This window comes from Enterobacter cloacae complex sp. FDA-CDC-AR_0132 (assembly GCF_003010695.1).
In the GTDB taxonomy this organism is placed as follows: Bacteria; Pseudomonadota; Gammaproteobacteria; order Enterobacterales; family Enterobacteriaceae; genus Enterobacter; species Enterobacter ludwigii.
Genome location: NZ_CP027618.1, coordinates 846,947 through 862,830, shown reverse-complemented (window position 1 = coordinate 862,830; position 15,884 = coordinate 846,947). Strand labels below are relative to the sequence as shown.

11 protein-coding genes and 1 tRNA gene are annotated in these 15,884 nt (G+C 53.7%); 4 read left to right on the top strand and 8 right to left on the bottom strand.

Going from position 1 to position 15,884, the window contains the following annotated elements; genetic code table 11:
• Nucleotides 1–7: 7 nt before the first annotated feature.
• From pgaD to pgaA, 4 genes are read right to left on the bottom strand one after another with little or no spacing between them, the layout of a single operon-like run.
• On the bottom strand, nucleotides 8–439 hold the full coding sequence (gene pgaD, locus AM379_RS04125) for a poly-beta-1,6-N-acetyl-D-glucosamine biosynthesis protein PgaD (RefSeq protein WP_014171599.1): 432 nt from the start codon (nucleotides 437–439) through the stop codon (nucleotides 8–10).
• Entirely contained in the window at nucleotides 436–1,767 is a 1,332-nt protein-coding gene (pgaC, locus tag AM379_RS04120; RefSeq protein WP_106503485.1) for a poly-beta-1,6-N-acetyl-D-glucosamine synthase, read from the bottom strand. The genes pgaD and pgaC overlap by 4 nt, the downstream gene beginning before the upstream one ends.
• On the bottom strand, nucleotides 1,760–3,763 hold the full coding sequence (pgaB, locus tag AM379_RS04115; RefSeq protein WP_040018839.1) for a poly-beta-1,6-N-acetyl-D-glucosamine N-deacetylase PgaB: 2,004 nt from the start codon (nucleotides 3,761–3,763) through the stop codon (nucleotides 1,760–1,762). Before pgaB ends, pgaC begins: the two co-directional genes overlap by 8 nt.
• Before the next feature lie 8 nt (nucleotides 3,764–3,771).
• Nucleotides 3,772–6,210, bottom strand: coding sequence for a poly-beta-1,6 N-acetyl-D-glucosamine export porin PgaA (pgaA, locus tag AM379_RS04110; protein WP_106503484.1), 2,439 nt, complete (start codon nucleotides 6,208–6,210; stop codon nucleotides 3,772–3,774).
• A gap of 671 nt (nucleotides 6,211–6,881) precedes the next feature.
• On the opposite strand from pgaA, the gene AM379_RS04105 reads away from it, so the two are divergent.
• Nucleotides 6,882–7,409 (top strand): helix-turn-helix transcriptional regulator, encoded by a 528-nt coding sequence (locus AM379_RS04105; protein ID WP_044857798.1) that lies wholly within the window; start codon nucleotides 6,882–6,884, stop codon nucleotides 7,407–7,409.
• A 456-nt stretch (nucleotides 7,410–7,865) separates the two neighbouring features.
• Nucleotides 7,866–8,171: a DUF7716 domain-containing protein gene (locus tag AM379_RS04100; RefSeq protein WP_106503483.1), complete on the top strand. Its 306-nt coding sequence runs from the start codon at nucleotides 7,866–7,868 to the stop codon at nucleotides 8,169–8,171.
• Nucleotides 8,172–8,535: 364 nt separating this feature from the next.
• Here the strand turns inward: AM379_RS04100 and AM379_RS04095 are convergent.
• Nucleotides 8,536–8,611 (bottom strand) — tRNA-Phe (locus AM379_RS04095).
• Between the two features lie 95 nt (nucleotides 8,612–8,706).
• Entirely contained in the window at nucleotides 8,707–9,420 is a 714-nt protein-coding gene (locus tag AM379_RS04090) for a DUF554 domain-containing protein (protein WP_014171594.1), read from the bottom strand.
• 255 nt (nucleotides 9,421–9,675) lie between these two features.
• Between AM379_RS04090 and AM379_RS04085 the strand changes: the two genes are divergently transcribed.
• Nucleotides 9,676–11,811 (top strand): ornithine decarboxylase, encoded by a 2,136-nt coding sequence (locus AM379_RS04085; protein ID WP_106503482.1) that lies wholly within the window; start codon nucleotides 9,676–9,678, stop codon nucleotides 11,809–11,811.
• 50 nt (nucleotides 11,812–11,861) lie between these two features.
• Here the strand turns inward: AM379_RS04085 and AM379_RS04080 are convergent, their stop codons facing one another.
• Together AM379_RS04080 and AM379_RS04075 are read right to left on the bottom strand one after the other, a co-directional pair.
• A complete protein-coding gene (locus AM379_RS04080) occupies nucleotides 11,862–12,554 on the bottom strand; it encodes a response regulator (RefSeq protein ID WP_014171591.1) in 693 nt (230 codons plus the stop codon).
• Nucleotides 12,544–14,169 (bottom strand): ATP-binding protein, encoded by a 1,626-nt coding sequence (locus tag AM379_RS04075; protein WP_025203246.1) that lies wholly within the window; start codon nucleotides 14,167–14,169, stop codon nucleotides 12,544–12,546. Before AM379_RS04075 ends, AM379_RS04080 begins: the two co-directional genes overlap by 11 nt.
• A 345-nt stretch (nucleotides 14,170–14,514) precedes the next feature.
• Between AM379_RS04075 and AM379_RS04070 the strand changes: the two genes are divergently transcribed.
• Nucleotides 14,515–15,876: a 2-hydroxycarboxylate transporter family protein gene (locus tag AM379_RS04070; RefSeq protein ID WP_014171589.1), complete on the top strand. Its 1,362-nt coding sequence runs from the start codon at nucleotides 14,515–14,517 to the stop codon at nucleotides 15,874–15,876.
• The last annotated feature ends 8 nt before the right edge of the window (nucleotides 15,877–15,884 follow it).

Genomic DNA, 15,884 nt, shown 5'->3' with positions numbered 1-15,884 from the left:
TGGCGGCTCAGGGATGCTCGTCGTGCTGCTGACTTATCTTCAGGTCAATGATGCGGCCGATCTGGTCATGATAGACCGTCAGCAAATTGTACTGACTCATCTCTGAAATGATTTGTGGGGGAACGTTAAAGCTTCTCGCCAGCTCATCGTGACGCCAGGCATCGGGACGCCGCCGCCTTACCTGAGCGCGACGGCGATTGTACTGATACCACAGAATGAGCAACCAGCCGTTAAGCGCGGCGATCAGCAAATAGATCAGCACCGTATTAAACGAGGCAATAATAATGCCCCAGCGGTAGTTGCTCTCCTCGGTTACCTGCATCCACAGATTGGCATAGAGGAAAAACAGAAAACCTCCCCATGCCAGCAGCGTCAGCACCGCATCAAAAAGACGGGGCAATAGCCGATGTTCAGTCAGAATTAGCGTATTTTCGTTCATTGAATGCTTCCTTTTCCCCGGTCCGGACTGATCCAGCGCGCACGTGCACGCTGGCGTTTAAGCATGACTTTTGGAAAGGCGACGAGGGTGGTGAACAGACCAATCATCCAGTACACCATCGGGAACCAGATCACCCAGAAAAGCGAACTCGCCACGTTTCTTTCATAGCGTCGCTCGATATACAAACTGACGAGGAATTGCATCAGACACATGACCCCCAGAAGCAACCCGGTAAATTCAGGAGGAAACAGACTCTCGACGGTCAGGTTTGTGGGTAACGTAATGATATGGCTGACAATGAACAGCAACACGGTCACCGCATAGGCGAATGCCCACAGCGTTGACAGCGCGTACTCTAAAAACAGCGGCCACATGCGATGATGTTCCCAGCACACGATCTTGCGAAGGTTAACCAGAAAGACCTCTGCACCGCCCTGCGCCCAGCGTAAACGCTGTTTCCACAGACCTTTTAACGTCTCTGGCATCAGGATCCAGCACAGCGCCCGCGGCTCAAAAAAGATATCCCAGTGTCGAAGCTGAAGCTTCCAGCTGATGTCGATATCTTCGGTGATCATATCCGGGCTCCAGTACCCCACATCTGCCAGCGCCTGTCGGCGAAAGGCCGCAATAACCCCGGAGACGGTAAAGACCCTGCCGTAGATCCGCTGCGTCCGTTTGATGAGACCAATAATCGATGAGAACTCGCCTACCTGAATACGGCCAATCAGCGTTGATCGTGTGCGAATACGCGGATTCCCGGTGACGGCCCCGACGTGGGGATACTTAATCAGCGGCTCTACCAGATAGGCTGCGGTATCACGATCGAGCAGGGCGTCGCCATCAATACAGACCAGCAGATCGCCGCGCGCCGCCGCCGCACCAGCCTTAAGCGCCACCGCCTTCCCCTGGTTTTCTGCGAGGTGAATGACGCGCAGGCGCGGCTGTTCCTGCGCCAGCTGCTGCAGCACCTCTGCGGTGTTGTCAGAAGAACCATCGTTGATCGCGATAACTTCGATATTGGGGTAGCGCTGATCCAGCGCGGCGCTAATGGTCTCCCGGGCATTTCTTTCCTCGTTGAAACACGGGATCAGGATTGAAATTAACGGATCGCCGTCTAACGTCGGAGCAGGCGTCTGCTTATCCCATGACCAGTGCCGTTCAAGCTGAAACCAGAAATAGAGCCCCCCGGTTATCCAGAGCACGGACATGAACAGTGGCCAGAAGAAGACAAAATCCAGAATCAGTTCTCCGGTAAAGAGGGCAGCCACGCCCAGAGGCAACCCGAATACCAGGCATAAAATAGAGAATGCGATAATGCGATCAGTCATTGTCAGGGTACCAGTACGAAGAAAATTCAGGCCTGATGCGTGAAATATCAGGTTGGTTGTTGATGAAATCGTCGGGGTAGTAACCATAATTTTTGATGCCGTTCAGCTGGAGTACGCGCATCCACTGCGCCAGACGTGTGTCGGGCACGGCACGTTGAGGTTTCTGCTCCCAGTCCCGGGCCTGTAGCTCGAAAATGGTTTTATTGAGCGCACCGGGCCGTGCGGCAACGGCGGCGATCAACCGCGTGAGCCAGGCATCGCTTTCCTCGGCCGGAACGGATTCCATCAGCGGCATAGCCATCGGAACCGTCCAGTCGTAGGTCATCAGAAAATCATCCAGATTTTGTGCAAACCACGCCTCGCTCTCGGGCTGCAGGATGGGCAGGGCGAACATATTCCGCGCGGTTTTAATCTGCGGGCCGCGTATGTTTTTCACCGCCTGGCTAAGGCTGCGGGTAAAGCCGATGAGCGTCTGACTTTTAAAGCGACTCCAGGCATGAAGGGCGGCCGGATCGTGTTGCATCGCGGCGATGCTGCGGTTATTCCAGGCGCGTAGGGCATCCGGGCCGGCATCTTCAAAGTCTGTCAGCACCGCATCGTCGTGAAATAAGATCCCATTGAAGCTGGCGTAGCGGGCAAGATCTTCATAGATTTCCGTGACCTGCTGACGAACCTCGGGGTTCCACGGGGAGAGGCGGATGTAGGGGTCGGTAGCCTCGTGCAATTGGCCCGTTTGACGATCCCAGCGCTGTACCCGCGGGAGTGCGGGTGAGAGATCGAAAGAGAGCACCGGCATCCACGCATAGACTTTTACGCCTGCGCGGGTTTGCAGCTGCCAGGCGACAAAATTAAACAGATCGGCGCGCACCGGAAGCCGGCTGTTAGGGAAGTAGAGCGCTTTGATCGTGCCATCGCCCAGCGGATCGGAAAACGCCTGCAGGAAAACATGACTGATTTTCATGTCGTAAACCCGCTGGACAAGTTTGTTGATGTTGTTGGTTTGCTGGGCCGGATCGGGATCGTAGACATAATCGAGATCGACGTGCATGACGCGCACGGGATCGGCCTCCTGAATCTGGCTGACCGTGCTGGCAAAGGATTTGAGCGAGGGATTTCCGGAAATCAAAAGACGCGGAATATTGCCGAGATCGCGCACATCCGCCAGCCCATCCTCAAGGGTAAAGGCCAGTTGATAACCCTGCTTTCTGGCGATGGCGAGCGATGTGCCGTTCGCGGCGCCATAGGGCCAGACCCAGGCGCGGGGCGCTTTTCCTGTCACCCGGGTAATTTTGTCGGTAACTTTGCGCACGTCATCAGCGATCCGCTGGTTGAACTGCCGATCGGTTTCATAACGCCCCGTCGCTTTATCGTAAAAGCGGTTGGCGATGGCGGGTTCACGGCTTCCCTGTGGGTTAGCCGGTATGCCGTAATGCGAAGCCCAGGTATGCGAGCCAATCTCAACCAGCGGAGACTGGCTTAGCTCCCGCACCATATCCCAGGTTGCAAAGCGCTCGCGGGGCGTCATCAGTCCGCCGAAATTGACCTGCTGATTCGCTGGCGTATCTACCCAACTGCCCACCGGTGCCCACAGCGCAGGGACGTTCCAGGCCTGAAGGAGTGGCCAGACGCGGGTGTAGAAACTGCTGTAGCCATCATCAAAACTGAGTAAATAGGCTCTGGGCGGCAGCGTTTTTTTGCCCTCATGCGCATCCAGAATATCCTGCACGCTAATGGCGTGATAACCGTGATGCACAAGCCAGCCGATCTGCTCGTTTAGGGCGCTGGTACGAACGGACAGGTAGCGCTGATCGGCTGCATCATCTTCAACGTCATGGTAGGCCAGCACCAGAAAATGGTTTTTTGGCCAGGGTTTGCTTGCCTCAGGCTGTGGCCGTTCCTGGGGGGACATAAACGAGAGGGCCTGAGCGCAGACGCTCGCGCTGAGGCATAACCAGCCGATAATTATCAGGCTCACAGAAAAACGTTTGTTCAGCATATTCATCCTTAAAAGCGTAAATTCGCATCAAACGTGACGGAGAGATTGCTTTCTCGTTTACCGTCGAAAGGGCGCTTGTCCCAGTTCAGCATCACGCCGCTATCAATGACGTTGTTCCATTGAATGCGCTGCCCGTAACCCAGCAGGGCGATGGCACCAGCAGGCTGATTTTTCTGCCAGTATTCCCCACCTCCGAACACGATCTGCTGGCTCCAGAGCGTGTCGTAATGGCGGTACATCTGATGATCGACGGACAGGGCCGCCGTTACGGAGAGGTCCCGCTCCGGGTTGTAATAGAGCGTGTCCCGCAGGGTGTTGGTACTCGCTGATATACCCGGTTCGAGATCCAGCGTCAGGGTGGGTGTCTGCCACAGCCGCTCTTTACCCGTAAGGGCGAACTCCTGGCGGCGGTTATGGTCGGAAAAGTGGCTGGCAGAGGCGTTAAACTGGTACTCACGGCGTTCGTTTTGATACCAGCGAACCCAGCCTTCTCCCCGGTTTGCGCTGACGCCATTACGCAGTGCCCGTAAAGGCGTCGTGCGTGAAAGACGTTCAAGGTTTCCACCCACCTGCCAGCTATCGCTCAGGCTGTACGCCGCCGAGAGGCGAGCACCGGGCTTGTTTGCACCGTGATAATGGTTGCCGGAGAGTTCTGCTTCGACCAGAAGGTCGCGAGGCCGCCATTCGACGCCGGCAAACAGGTGGCGGCTGATGCCTTTGCCTTCGTCGAAATTGCCCTGCGCAAATCGGGTTCCACCAAACAGCCGCCAGTTATCCGCGACGGGCGGACCGTAGAGCGTGGCATCCCAGCTCAGATCGTGTGTGCCGCTGACGGGGTTATCAGAGTGCAGTCCTTTGCCCGCGTTCAGACGCAGTTCGGACAGATGATGGACGTTTCTGAGCCTGTCCAGACGTCGGGCGCTCCCGTCGACAGGCGCGCGGGCGATAACGTCATCGGCCAGTAAATCCATCTGTCGCCACTCCTGCAGATCCATTGCGACGTAGGCCTGCTGCCGTTCGAGCTCGATATTGGATGGCTCCAGCGTCTCGGCCATTTTGAGCTTTTGCTCCGCCGCCCGCGGCAGACCCCGCGCCTGAAGTAAGGTGGCGTAGTCAATCTGTAATCCCTGATTTCCCGGCGCTGACGCAGCCAGACGTTGCGCCAGCTTTTCGGCTTGCGGAAGGGCATTGGTCATCAGCAAATAGTTAAAGGTGAGCGACTGCCCGATGAGCCATTGATCGTTGGGTTGCGGGGTTGGCGAACCGAAATCGTAGCGGGTCCAGGGCGTGTTACGGGTTATCTTCTCAACATACTGGCGAGCGGCCTGATACTGCCCGGTATCCAGCCAGGCGTAGAAAAGCGCATGATCGTCGTCCTGCGGATCCGGCGCATAGTCTGGATAACGTTTGAGAAGCGAGAGGGCGGCATCGGCATTTTTCTCCTCCAGATACGCGGAGATAACCCAGCCAATTGCCCAGGTCGGCACGGGATGCTGAGCCGACGTTAACGCCTGATATTCCCTGATGACCTGTGGATAATCACCGTGGGCGTGAAGCGCGCCAAGCCGATCGACACGGGCCCGGATAACGTCCTCCGCAGCCTGAGGTTCGTTTTGCCAGCGGGACAGCAGTTCGTCATAGCGGTTCAGCGCCGCTTGCGCGAGCTGCAAACGCTCTGTTTCGGAACGGGCAGGCACATCGGCAAGGCGTACCATTTCGGCGGCGGCGTTGAGTGCCAGGCGGCGACGTTGCGCGGGGGGCAGCGTCACCGTTTGTGAAAGCCGCAGGGCAGGCGTGTCGGCCCGGTTGTCTGTTAACGCATCAATCAACTCAGTACGAAGGGCGTCATCCGCTGGCGCACTATTCAACGCGCGGATGTCTGCCAAAAGCCGCTCCTGGTTTTTCCCCTGGCGTGAATAGACATAAGAGAGCGTCTGGAGGTGAGCCAGAGAGGGCTTTTCCGCCACCCGTTGCCGGGCTTCCTGCAGAGCCAGTGTATCCATGCGGGCGTCGGCGAGGGTTTTGATGTAGCCGATGCGATAATCGTCGTTATCCGGTGCAAGGTTACACGCCTCCTTCCAGAGCATTAACGCAGGTTGCCACGCCTTTTGGTTTCGCCTTGCCTGAGCAGCAGCAGCCACGCCACGGGCAGGAAGAGCCATATAGACCTTATAACGCAGCCAGACCTGAATAACGTCGTCATCACGACCCGCCCAGGACGCCACCTGCAACCAGTCCGCAACCTGCTCAGGCGTCAGGGCATGTTGCTGCTGATAACGCTGAAGATATTGCAGAAAAGGTGCGTAATTACCGTTACGCGCCTGCTGAATCTGTTGTTCATATACTGATTCTGCTGCCTGAACCAGAAAGGGGAAAAGTAATAACAGAAACAATAAAGCGGGAGTGCGGTAAAAGAATAACGTATTGAAGCGAAGTGATCTTTCCATATCTATTTGCCATTTGTTTATCATAAATCCATTGCATAACACGGCCGCCTTTAAGCACGGGGTTAAAGGCCATAAATGAGAACGTTTAATCTGAATGCAGTTACGTTATGGGGTACTTACTTAAAGGTAATTATGGGTCCTTATGGTCAGGGCTAAGTGGCTGGTAATGTACACCCGATATGTTGGCAGATAAATATGTTGAAAAGCAGGGTGGTTGTTTTGAGATAATTCTGTAATGAGCTGTCCTGAGCGATTATTTTGAAATGAGTTTATATTTGTAAAATTATGATTTTATTGATTTTTATTTATATTGTGACAAATTTGTTTATATTTTTAATGTGCCTTATTGGTGTGAATTAAAGTACTTTCCGGTGCATGTTTGGGAAGTTTCATGACAAAAATTCTTAATATCCATAAAAGTGACTTTTCTGAGATTGTTTTTTACTTATAATTAATGGCAGCCATTGAATGATAGTCTATGGGAAGACGTATCAATGAATGTGCGAATTGAGGGTCAATCAAAGCCAGAATACATTTATCGTTAATATAAAAGCGCTATAAAACGAAGGCGGACTTCTTTCCGAAGGGTCGTTCTTGCTTTAATCTAAAAGGGATGGTTAGTGGCAACTTCAATAGTGTTAGTGACACAGGATCGCTACCTTGTCAGGGGGATGAGGATATTTTTTCCGGATATAATCCTGCTGGACTCCATTGACAGAAAGATATTTGATAACGGCGCAGATGAATATTCTGTATTGATTGATAGCCGTGCACCGCTGCGTTTATATGATTACCTGATACGCCATCCGGCCAGAACGAAAAAAACAATCTGCTGCGTTATGCTCGATATGCGGCATCGCGAGGAGAATCTGCTCAGCATGAAGTTGTTTATGAACACGTCGCTCACGGCACCCGATATGGCGTCGTTATTCAACCTGGTGCTCAACATGAAGGGCAAACGTCTGACAACAAAGTGGCTGCTGAACTTACGGCTGAGCACGCATGAAGCCATTATGCTGCGGTTGCTCAGGGCTGGCATGGCGATGGAAGAGGTGGCACAGGAACTGAATACGTCGATTAAAAGCCTCTACCGTAAACGGACCGCGCTCTCAGAACGGCTGGGGGCAGAGAACTTCAACGAGGCTTGTTTGTTTATCTTTAAAAATAAACTGCTGGATTCGGATGGGAACGATCCCTAGCTTTGCTTTACCCCAAAAGCAAAAACCCGCCACGAGGGTGCGCTACATTATAACTTGTTCCGTTAGTTTGAACCGGAGGTGGGGGCGTTCCATCTCGCAGAATTCAATTAGGTCACGTGGAAGGTTGAACCAGGCTTAAGGTGTACTATGTGTTCCATGAACATACTTTGGACTCTTCAGAGCATACAAGCATTTGAAAGTGGACTCTGATTTTGAACGAGTGTGACAAGGCAAAGACCCCGGTGTAGCGGAGCAAGTTCGATCGCTAAGATATCGTAAATTCAAATGGTTATCGCCTAAAGGGAGGGCGTGGCATCATGGTGACACCCCTCGGCACTTTAGTAAGCAAATTTTAATGATCATAAAAGCTACCATAAAATTTACCATCCTGATGGAACTGGTGGTCGTAATAAATGGGGTGGCGGGACGTCCTGCAGAAAATAGTGGAGGTTTAAAATGATTGTCATTAATGGTTTTAATGAATTGCTACAAATGAAAGATGGTTTGCCTGATGTAGGTTGGCTGTATGTTTCGCCATCGTTCAGCCTTTCTTCAGAAGAAGATATAGTCAATGGTCGTTATTATATTGCTGAAAACGAAGACGAAGAAATGGATTTTGAAGATAACTACGGCACTTTCCTTGAAGCGCCAATTTTTAAGGCGATCATTGACAATAAGCTAGAGCATAATCCTGCCTCAGGGAGTGGTGAGCTTCTCTACGCGGTTCGTTATTACCTGGAAAACGATGATTTTCAGGACTGAAAACTGAAAACCTCTTTAATCGTATAAAGACTTCTATGCAGGCTTGCTAAGCCCGTCGTAGCACCCCGTGTGGATTCTATCTATGCAGGGAGTGCTCGTCATAGAAATCACACGTTGCTGACGCTGTTCCCTCGGCTGATGCTGGCACGGTACCTTGTACCGATTCTTACCTTCCCCTGAGGAACTGCTTGGCGGATATACTAAGCGGCGCCGTTTCGGTATTTGGTGGGTTTTATCATAACGCCCATTTTGTACCACCGGGAAGTGGAGTTGGGGGAGAGGTAAGGGTGTTTACTTCTGGTGAACCAACAAGTTGTTGGCTCAGAAAGCAAAAACCCCCGCCGAAGCGAGGGTTATAAATGAGTGGTGCCCGGACTCGGAATCGAACCAAGGACACGGGGATTTTCAATCCCCTGCTCTACCGACTGAGCTATCCGGGCAACGGGGCGCATTAAACCTGATATGCCCTCTGCCGTCAACGAAATTTGTTGTTTTCGTAACGGACTGCACACTCTCTCACCAGTTCGTCGTAAACTTAAGCAAAAAAGTGCGTCCAGAGCGCGGATAGCGGCATTGCAATCAACAACGCGGGCAGCATATTCACCACCGCAAACATCTTTATTCCGCATATCCGCAGCCCTGTCGCCAGCAGCAGCAGGCCACCGACGGCGGTGAAGTCGGCCATCATCGCCGGCGTGGTGAGAGGAAGGATCAGCGTGGCGCAGGTGGCGAGGGCCAGCTGGATAAGCAGCATGGGCACGCAAATCGCGGCGACGGCGATGCCGAGGGTCGTGGCGAAAATGGTGGCCGTGAAGAAATCAAGAAACGCCTTCGCAATCAATATGCTGGGGTCGCCAGTCATGCCTTCCTGCATTGAACCGAAAATGCCTGTGCCGCTGGCGCAAAAAAGAATAATTATCGCGACGTAGTTCTGAATAAACGACTCGTGAGTGCCGTTTTTCGCCTTGCCCGGGTGGGCAATCAGGTTTTTGGCTTTGCTGACCGCACTGTTAATACCCTTTTCCAGATAGCAGAACTCGCCAATGAGCGCGCCGAGCAGGGTAGCAAGCACCATCACCGGCAGGTTGGCGCACTTGATCACCAGCAAAATGCCGATACCTAACGAGGCCAGGCCGAATATTGAGGGCATGGAAGAGCGAATACGCTCCGGCAACCGCTGACTTAATACGGCGCCAAGTACGCCGCCCAGCAATACGGCACCGGCATTGATAAAGGGTCCGATAACCACCGTGAACTCCTGTTAGTTAATCATGGGTATTGCAGGATTATGACACGCCAGGGGCCTGTTAAGCTTAGGTTTAGGCGGGTTAACACATACTGATTGCTTCTTGCACCTCAAAATAAAAGGTGACATGATTGCGCGAAATTTCTCCTTCCTGTGTACGGAGCCGCCAATGATGATGTTGTCTGTCGCTGCGCGAACGCTCACCCGTATCGATATTATCTACTCCTGTCTCACCGTTCGGTGAGGGTAACTGCACTTATGAAAACCATGAAAATCGCCGTCAGCCGCGAGCTGGTCTCTACTGTGTCTACGCACCGCGAAAAGGTGACGCTGGATAACACTGATTTTACGGATGTGGCGGCAGTCGTCATTACCCCCGCGGAAAGTTGCAGCGGCATTCTGGCATTGCTTAAACGCACGGGGTTTCAGCTTCCGGTGTTTATTTACTCGCAAGAGCCGTCAGAGGTTCCTGATGGCGCAACGGCAGTGATATCAGGTAAAGCTCAGGAGTTTCTGGAACTGGAGACGGCGGCCAGCCGGTATGAAGAGAATCTGTTGCCGCCATTTTTTGACACCCTGAGCCAGTACGTGGCGATGGGCAACAGTACGTTTGCCTGTCCGGGACACCAGCACGGTGCATTTTTTAAAAAACACCCTGCGGGACGGCAGTTCTATGAATTCTTCGGTGAGAACGTATTTCGCGCCGATATGTGCAATGCCGATGTGAAACTGGGCGATCTGCTGATCCACGAAGGCTCCGCCAAGCATGCCCAGAAGTTCGCAGCAAAAGTCTTTAATGCTGATAAAACCTACTTTGTGCTGAACGGCACCTCCGCTGCAAATAAGGTGGTCACCAATGCGCTGCTGACCCGCGGCGACCTGGTGCTGTTCGATCGCAACAACCATAAGTCCAACCACCACGGTGCGCTGATCCAGGCGGGTGCCACGCCGGTTTATCTCGAAGCGGCGCGTAACCCGTTTGGTTTTATTGGCGGGATTGACGCGCAGTGCTTTGACGACGCGTACCTGCGAAATCAGATCCGTGAAGTTGCGCCGGAAAAGGCCATGGAGAAACGCCCGTTTCGTCTGGCGATCATTCAGCTTGGCACCTACGATGGCACGATCTACAACGCCCGTCAGGTGATCGACAAGATCGGCCATCTTTGTGACTACATCCTGTTTGATTCGGCCTGGGTGGGCTACGAGCAGTTTATTCCGATGATGGCGGAAACCTCTCCGCTGTTACTGGATCTGAACGAGAACGATCCGGGCATTTTCGTGACGCAGTCGGTGCATAAACAGCAGGCCGGGTTCTCGCAGACTTCGCAGATCCATAAAAAGGATAATCACATTCGCGGCCAGGCGCGTTTCTGTCCGCACAAGCGCCTCAACAATGCGTTCATGCTCCATGCCTCGACCAGTCCGTTCTATCCGCTGTTCGCAGCTCTCGATGTGAACGCGAAAATCCATGAAGGGGAGAGCGGGCGCCGGCTTTGGGCGGAGTGTGTTGAGCTGGGCATTGAGGCCCGTAAGGCGATCATTGCCAACTGCCATATGATCAAACCGTTTATTCCGCCGATGGTGGCCGGGCGTCCGTGGCAGGATCATCCCACACACGCCATCGCCAGCGAGCGCCGCTTCTTCAGCTTTGAGCCGGGGGCTAAATGGCACGGGTTTGAAGGCTATGCCAGCGAGCAGTATTTCGTCGATCCATGCAAGCTGCTGCTGACCACGCCGGGTATTGATGCGGAAACCGGGGAATATACCGAGTTCGGCATTCCGGCGACCATTCTTGCGCACTACCTGCGTGAAAACGGCATTGTGCCGGAGAAGTGCGATCTCAACTCGATCCTCTTCCTGCTGACGCCTGCCGAAAGCAGTGAGAAGCTGGCGCAGCTGGTGGCGATGCTGGGTCAGTTTGAACAGCATATTGAAGACGATACGCCGCTTGCTGACGTCCTGCCGACCATCTACCAGAAATACCCGGTACGTTATCGCGATTACACCCTTCGCCAGCTCTGCCAGGAGATGCACGATCTCTACGTGAGCTTTGACGTGAAAGATCTGCAGAAGGCAATGTTCCGTAAAGAGAGTCTGCCAGAACGGGCGATGAATCCGCAGGATGCGAATCAGGCGTATATTCGCGGAAAGGTGGAGTTGGTGCGCATCCGTGATGCCGGCGGACGCATTGCCGCCGAGGGCGCGCTGCCGTATCCCCCTGGCGTACTGTGCGTGGTGCCGGGTGAAATCTGGGGTGGGGCGGTACAGCGTTACTTCCTGGCGCTGGAGGAGGGCATCAACCTGCTGCCAGGTTTCTCGCCGGAACTGCAGGGCGTTTACAGCGAAAAGGATCCCGACGGGATTAAGCGACTGTACGGGTATGTATTGTCATAGTCGCCGTCATCCGTAATACTGGCCCTCTCCCCTAAAGAGAGGGTCAGGGCTCACACCGCACTTCTCTTATACATCCTCCGCGGATGCCCAATCTTCCCGTACAACATCTCTACGCTCAGAAACCCCGCCTCCACGCAGTGCTCCAGATAGCGTCGGGTGGTGGTTTTACTTAATCCTGTCTCCTGCACGACCTCGTCGACGGAAAAACAGTGTGTCGCCTTGTCGTTAAACAACGCCTGCACCCGTGCCAGCGTATTCTCCTCAATGCCTTTGCTGCCGTTATCCAGACGGTAGTTTTTCGCCTGCAGCTGGTAGAGCGAGTCGACGTTCTGCTGGTCGACAATCTTCCAGACCCGCTGTTGTTCGGCAAACTGCACAAAGCGTTCAAGCGACTGGCTGAGGCGTTTCCAGGAGACCGGCTTCAGGATGTAATCAAAGGCGCCATTTCGGATGGCCTGGCTGCAGGTGTCCATGTCGCTGGCAGCAGTAATGAAAATTACCGAACAGTTGGCGCGGGTGAGCATGGGGTCATTGATCAGTGTGATCCCTTTACCGTCCGGCAGATAGTTATCCAGCAGCATAAGCTGCGGCTGTTTGCTTTCAAGCTGAACCTGGGCGGCAGCGAGAGACGAGGCGATCCCTACCAGCCTCAGGCGCGGATGTTTACCGATAAGTTCCGCGTGCAGTTGCGCCAGTTCGTTCTCGTCTTCAACAATCAATACGTCGATAAGTTCATGTTGCATAGTCGGTATCTTCCAGTTGCTGGGCGGGACGCCGGGCGGGAATAAACAGTGAGAAAATGGCGCCGCGCGGGGTGTTATCGGCAATTTCTATCGCGCCGCCAGCCTGCGTAACATAGCTTTCGATCAGATACAGGCCAATCCCGTGATCGCCGCGTGTTTTGGTGGTGATGCCGCGTTCAAATATCCTGTCACGGATCTCCGGTTTGATGCCAACGCCCTGGTCGGCCACTTCGATAATCAGCTCCTGCTCGCTCAGTTTGATCAACACTTCGACCGGTGCATGGGGGAGCGGTGAGCGCTGCGTCGCTTCGATGGCGTTATCCAGCAGGTTGCCGATGATTGAGATCAGCTCTTCTTCAGCCAGCGACGGGAACGGCCTGTCCAGCCGGCAGGCCGGGTCAAAACTGAGCTCGACCCCTTTCTCCCGCGCGCGGGCGGCTTTACCCAGCAGCAGGCCACACAGGGTCGGGGAGCTGAAGCGGGAAGAGATAAAGTCCAGCAGCTCCTGAGCGTGTTCCGACTGCGCCTGAATATAGCCAATCGCCTCTTCATAGCGGCCCATGTGCAGCAGGCCGGACAGAGTGGTCATGCGGTTCAACTGCTCATGACGCATGATGCGCAGGTTATCGACATAGCGTTTAACCTGGCTGAGCTGGGCGCTAAGCGAGTCAATTTCATTCCGATCGCGGAAGGTGATCACCCAGCCCTGCAGCGAATCCTCAAGCATGATGCGCACCCGGCTGGCAATCACCGTGAGGGTGTTAAAACGGCAAATTTCATCATGGGTATCTTTTGCCAGCATCGTCTGCGTCGAGAAGAACGGGACAGGGTCGATAACCTGGCTAATCAGCTGCCCGCGCAGTTCACGGGCTGGCTGGCTCAGGCCAAGCAGCTTGCGCGCCGCCTGGTTGATCACCTCGATGCGCAGCTCATCATCAATGGCGATCACCCCTTCATAGATAGACTCCATCATCGCCTTTTGCTGGCGCACCAGCAGGCCGATTTCCCGTGGCTCCAGGGAGAAGATCTGCTTCTTGATACTGCGGGTAAAGAACCAGGAGAAGATAAAGAGTGCGATCAGCAGCAGCACGGCGGCCAGCAGGATATTGACCACTTTGCTGACGGTAATGGTATCAAGGTAGCTGGTGAGATAACCCACCGAGACAATCCCCACCACTTGCCCCGCATCGTTGAAGATGGGCGCTTTGCTGCGCAGCGAAATACCCAACCCCCCTTTGCGGATGGTGGTGGTGCTTTTTCCCTGCAGGACCTCCTCATTGTCTCCACCGATAAGCGTCTTGCCCACTCTGTCGGCAAAAACCGAATGAAAAAGATGCAGACCTTTATTATCCCCAATCACAATAAAGCTGGCATCACTGTGAGCGGCAATTTTCTGCATAAAATCATGGATGGCTTTGATATCTTTTTGTTCAACCTCATCACGTAATGAGGGAATAAGTGCGATCTCTTCCGCCTGTATTTTGGCACGTGCGCTCATTTCCTGATAAAGCTGCTTGCCGACATCGACGTAATAATATCCGCCCAGTAACGCAAAAAGTACTGAGAAAAAGGCGACCAGCGAAATAAACAGCTTAATCTGAAACGATACTTTCATAACTATCACGCGAGGTAGCAGCAAAGATTGCCAATATATCATCTTTTTTCGCGCGGATACCCGGTTTGCCGAAAACTTGTGATCCCTTGCACAGCAGGCCCTGTAAAAGAATTTTCCGAATAGCCTATGCGCCTGAAGCCGTCTGGAGAAATGTTATTTGATTGTTCGTTTTAGAAAAGAAACCATAAAAACCACGGCAATAAATAAGGCGTGAATCACATTAAATAAAAGAAACCATTAAAACCATAGCTGCCATAAAAACTTCGCTTTTAATATGCCATCCCTCACATAAAGTAAGCCTTTGTGACTCTAAGCTGAACGCACAAAATAACTAAGGGGCTTATTATGAGCACAACTGACGATTCTTTCTCTGTTACCCACGACCCGATTGATATTCAGCGACCATCACTCAAAGAGCGCTGGTGGCATATTATGGATACGTGGAAAATCGGAATTATCCCTCTGCCACTGTTTGTCCTGGCCGGCGCGCTGATTGCCATTGATTGCCTCGGCGGCAAACTGCCCAGTGATATCGTGGTGATGGTCGCCACGCTCGCGTTCTTCGGCTTTGCCTGCGGTGAGTTTGGCAAGCGCCTGCCGATTGTCGGTAAACTCGGCGCGGCGGCGATTTGTGCCACCTTTATTCCTTCGGCACTGGTCTATTACGGTCTGCTGCCGGATGTGGTGGTGGAGTCCACCACGAAGTTCTACAAATCCACCAACATTCTGTATCTCTACATCTGCTGCATCATTGTCGGCAGCATCATGAGCATGAACCGCACCGTGCTGATTCAGGGCTTCCTGCGCATCTTCTTCCCGATGCTGTGCGGCGAAATTGTCGGCATGATTGTTGGCATGGGCGTAGGGATAGCGCTGGGCCTTGAGCCATTCCAGATCTTCTTCTTTATCATTCTGCCGATCATGGCGGGCGGTGTTGGGGAAGGGGCGATCCCACTCTCCATCGGCTATGCCACCCTGCTGCATATGGACCAGGGCGTGGCGCTCGGTCGCGTTCTGCCTATGGTTATGCTCGGCGGCCTGACGGCAATCATCATCTCCGGCTGCCTCAATCAGCTCGGTAAACGTTACCCGCACCTGACCGGCGAAGGCCAGCTGATGCCTAACCGTGCGAATACAGATGAAACCACCGCACAGCCTGCGTTCTCCGGTAAAGCAGACGTCACCACGATCGCTTCTGGCGCACTACTGGCCGTTCTGCTCTACATGCTGGGGATGCTCGGCCACAAGCTGATTGGCCTGCCCGCGCCGGTTGGCATGCTGTTTATGGCGGTGCTGGTCAAGCTTTGCAATGGTGCTTCTCCGCGTCTGCTGGAAGGCTCTCAGGTGGTGTATAAATTCTTCCAGACGTCAGTAACCTACCCCATTCTCTTCGCCGTGGGCGTGGCCATTACCCCCTGGCATGAACTGGTCGCCGCATTCACGCTGACCAACCTGCTGGTGATTGTCAGCACCGTCTCCGCGCTGGTGGCGACCGGTTTCTTCGTGGGCAAAAAGATTGGCATGCACCCGATTGATGTCGCCATCGTCTCCTGCTGCCAGAGCGGCCAGGGCGGTACCGGTGACGTGGCGATTCTGACCGCAGGCAACCGTATGAGCCTGATGCCCTTCGCCCAGATTGCTACCCGTATTGGCGGCGCGATTAACGTCTCCATCTCTCTGCTGATACTGGGCAACTTCCTCGTTTAAGTTTTCAG

Bases quoted from the DNA above. Each gene is read 5' to 3' on its own strand.
- pgaD (WP_014171599.1), bottom strand. From the start codon at position 439: ATGAACGAAAATACGCTAATTCTGACTGAACATCGGCTATTGCCCCGT.
- pgaC (WP_106503485.1), bottom strand. From the start codon at position 1,767: ATGACTGATCGCATTATCGCATTCTCTATTTTATGCCTGGTATTCGGG.
- pgaB (WP_040018839.1), bottom strand. From the start codon at position 3,763: ATGCTGAACAAACGTTTTTCTGTGAGCCTGATAATTATCGGCTGGTTA.
- pgaA (WP_106503484.1), bottom strand. From the start codon at position 6,210: ATGGAAAGATCACTTCGCTTCAATACGTTATTCTTTTACCGCACTCCC.
- AM379_RS04105 (WP_044857798.1), top strand. From the start codon at position 6,882: ATGAGGATATTTTTTCCGGATATAATCCTGCTGGACTCCATTGACAGA.
- AM379_RS04100 (WP_106503483.1), top strand. From the start codon at position 7,866: ATGATTGTCATTAATGGTTTTAATGAATTGCTACAAATGAAAGATGGT.
- AM379_RS04085 (WP_106503482.1), top strand. From the start codon at position 9,676: ATGAAAACCATGAAAATCGCCGTCAGCCGCGAGCTGGTCTCTACTGTG.
- AM379_RS04080 (WP_014171591.1), bottom strand. From the start codon at position 12,554: ATGCAACATGAACTTATCGACGTATTGATTGTTGAAGACGAGAACGAA.
- AM379_RS04075 (WP_025203246.1), bottom strand. From the start codon at position 14,169: ATGAAAGTATCGTTTCAGATTAAGCTGTTTATTTCGCTGGTCGCCTTT.
- AM379_RS04070 (WP_014171589.1), top strand. From the start codon at position 14,515: ATGAGCACAACTGACGATTCTTTCTCTGTTACCCACGACCCGATTGAT.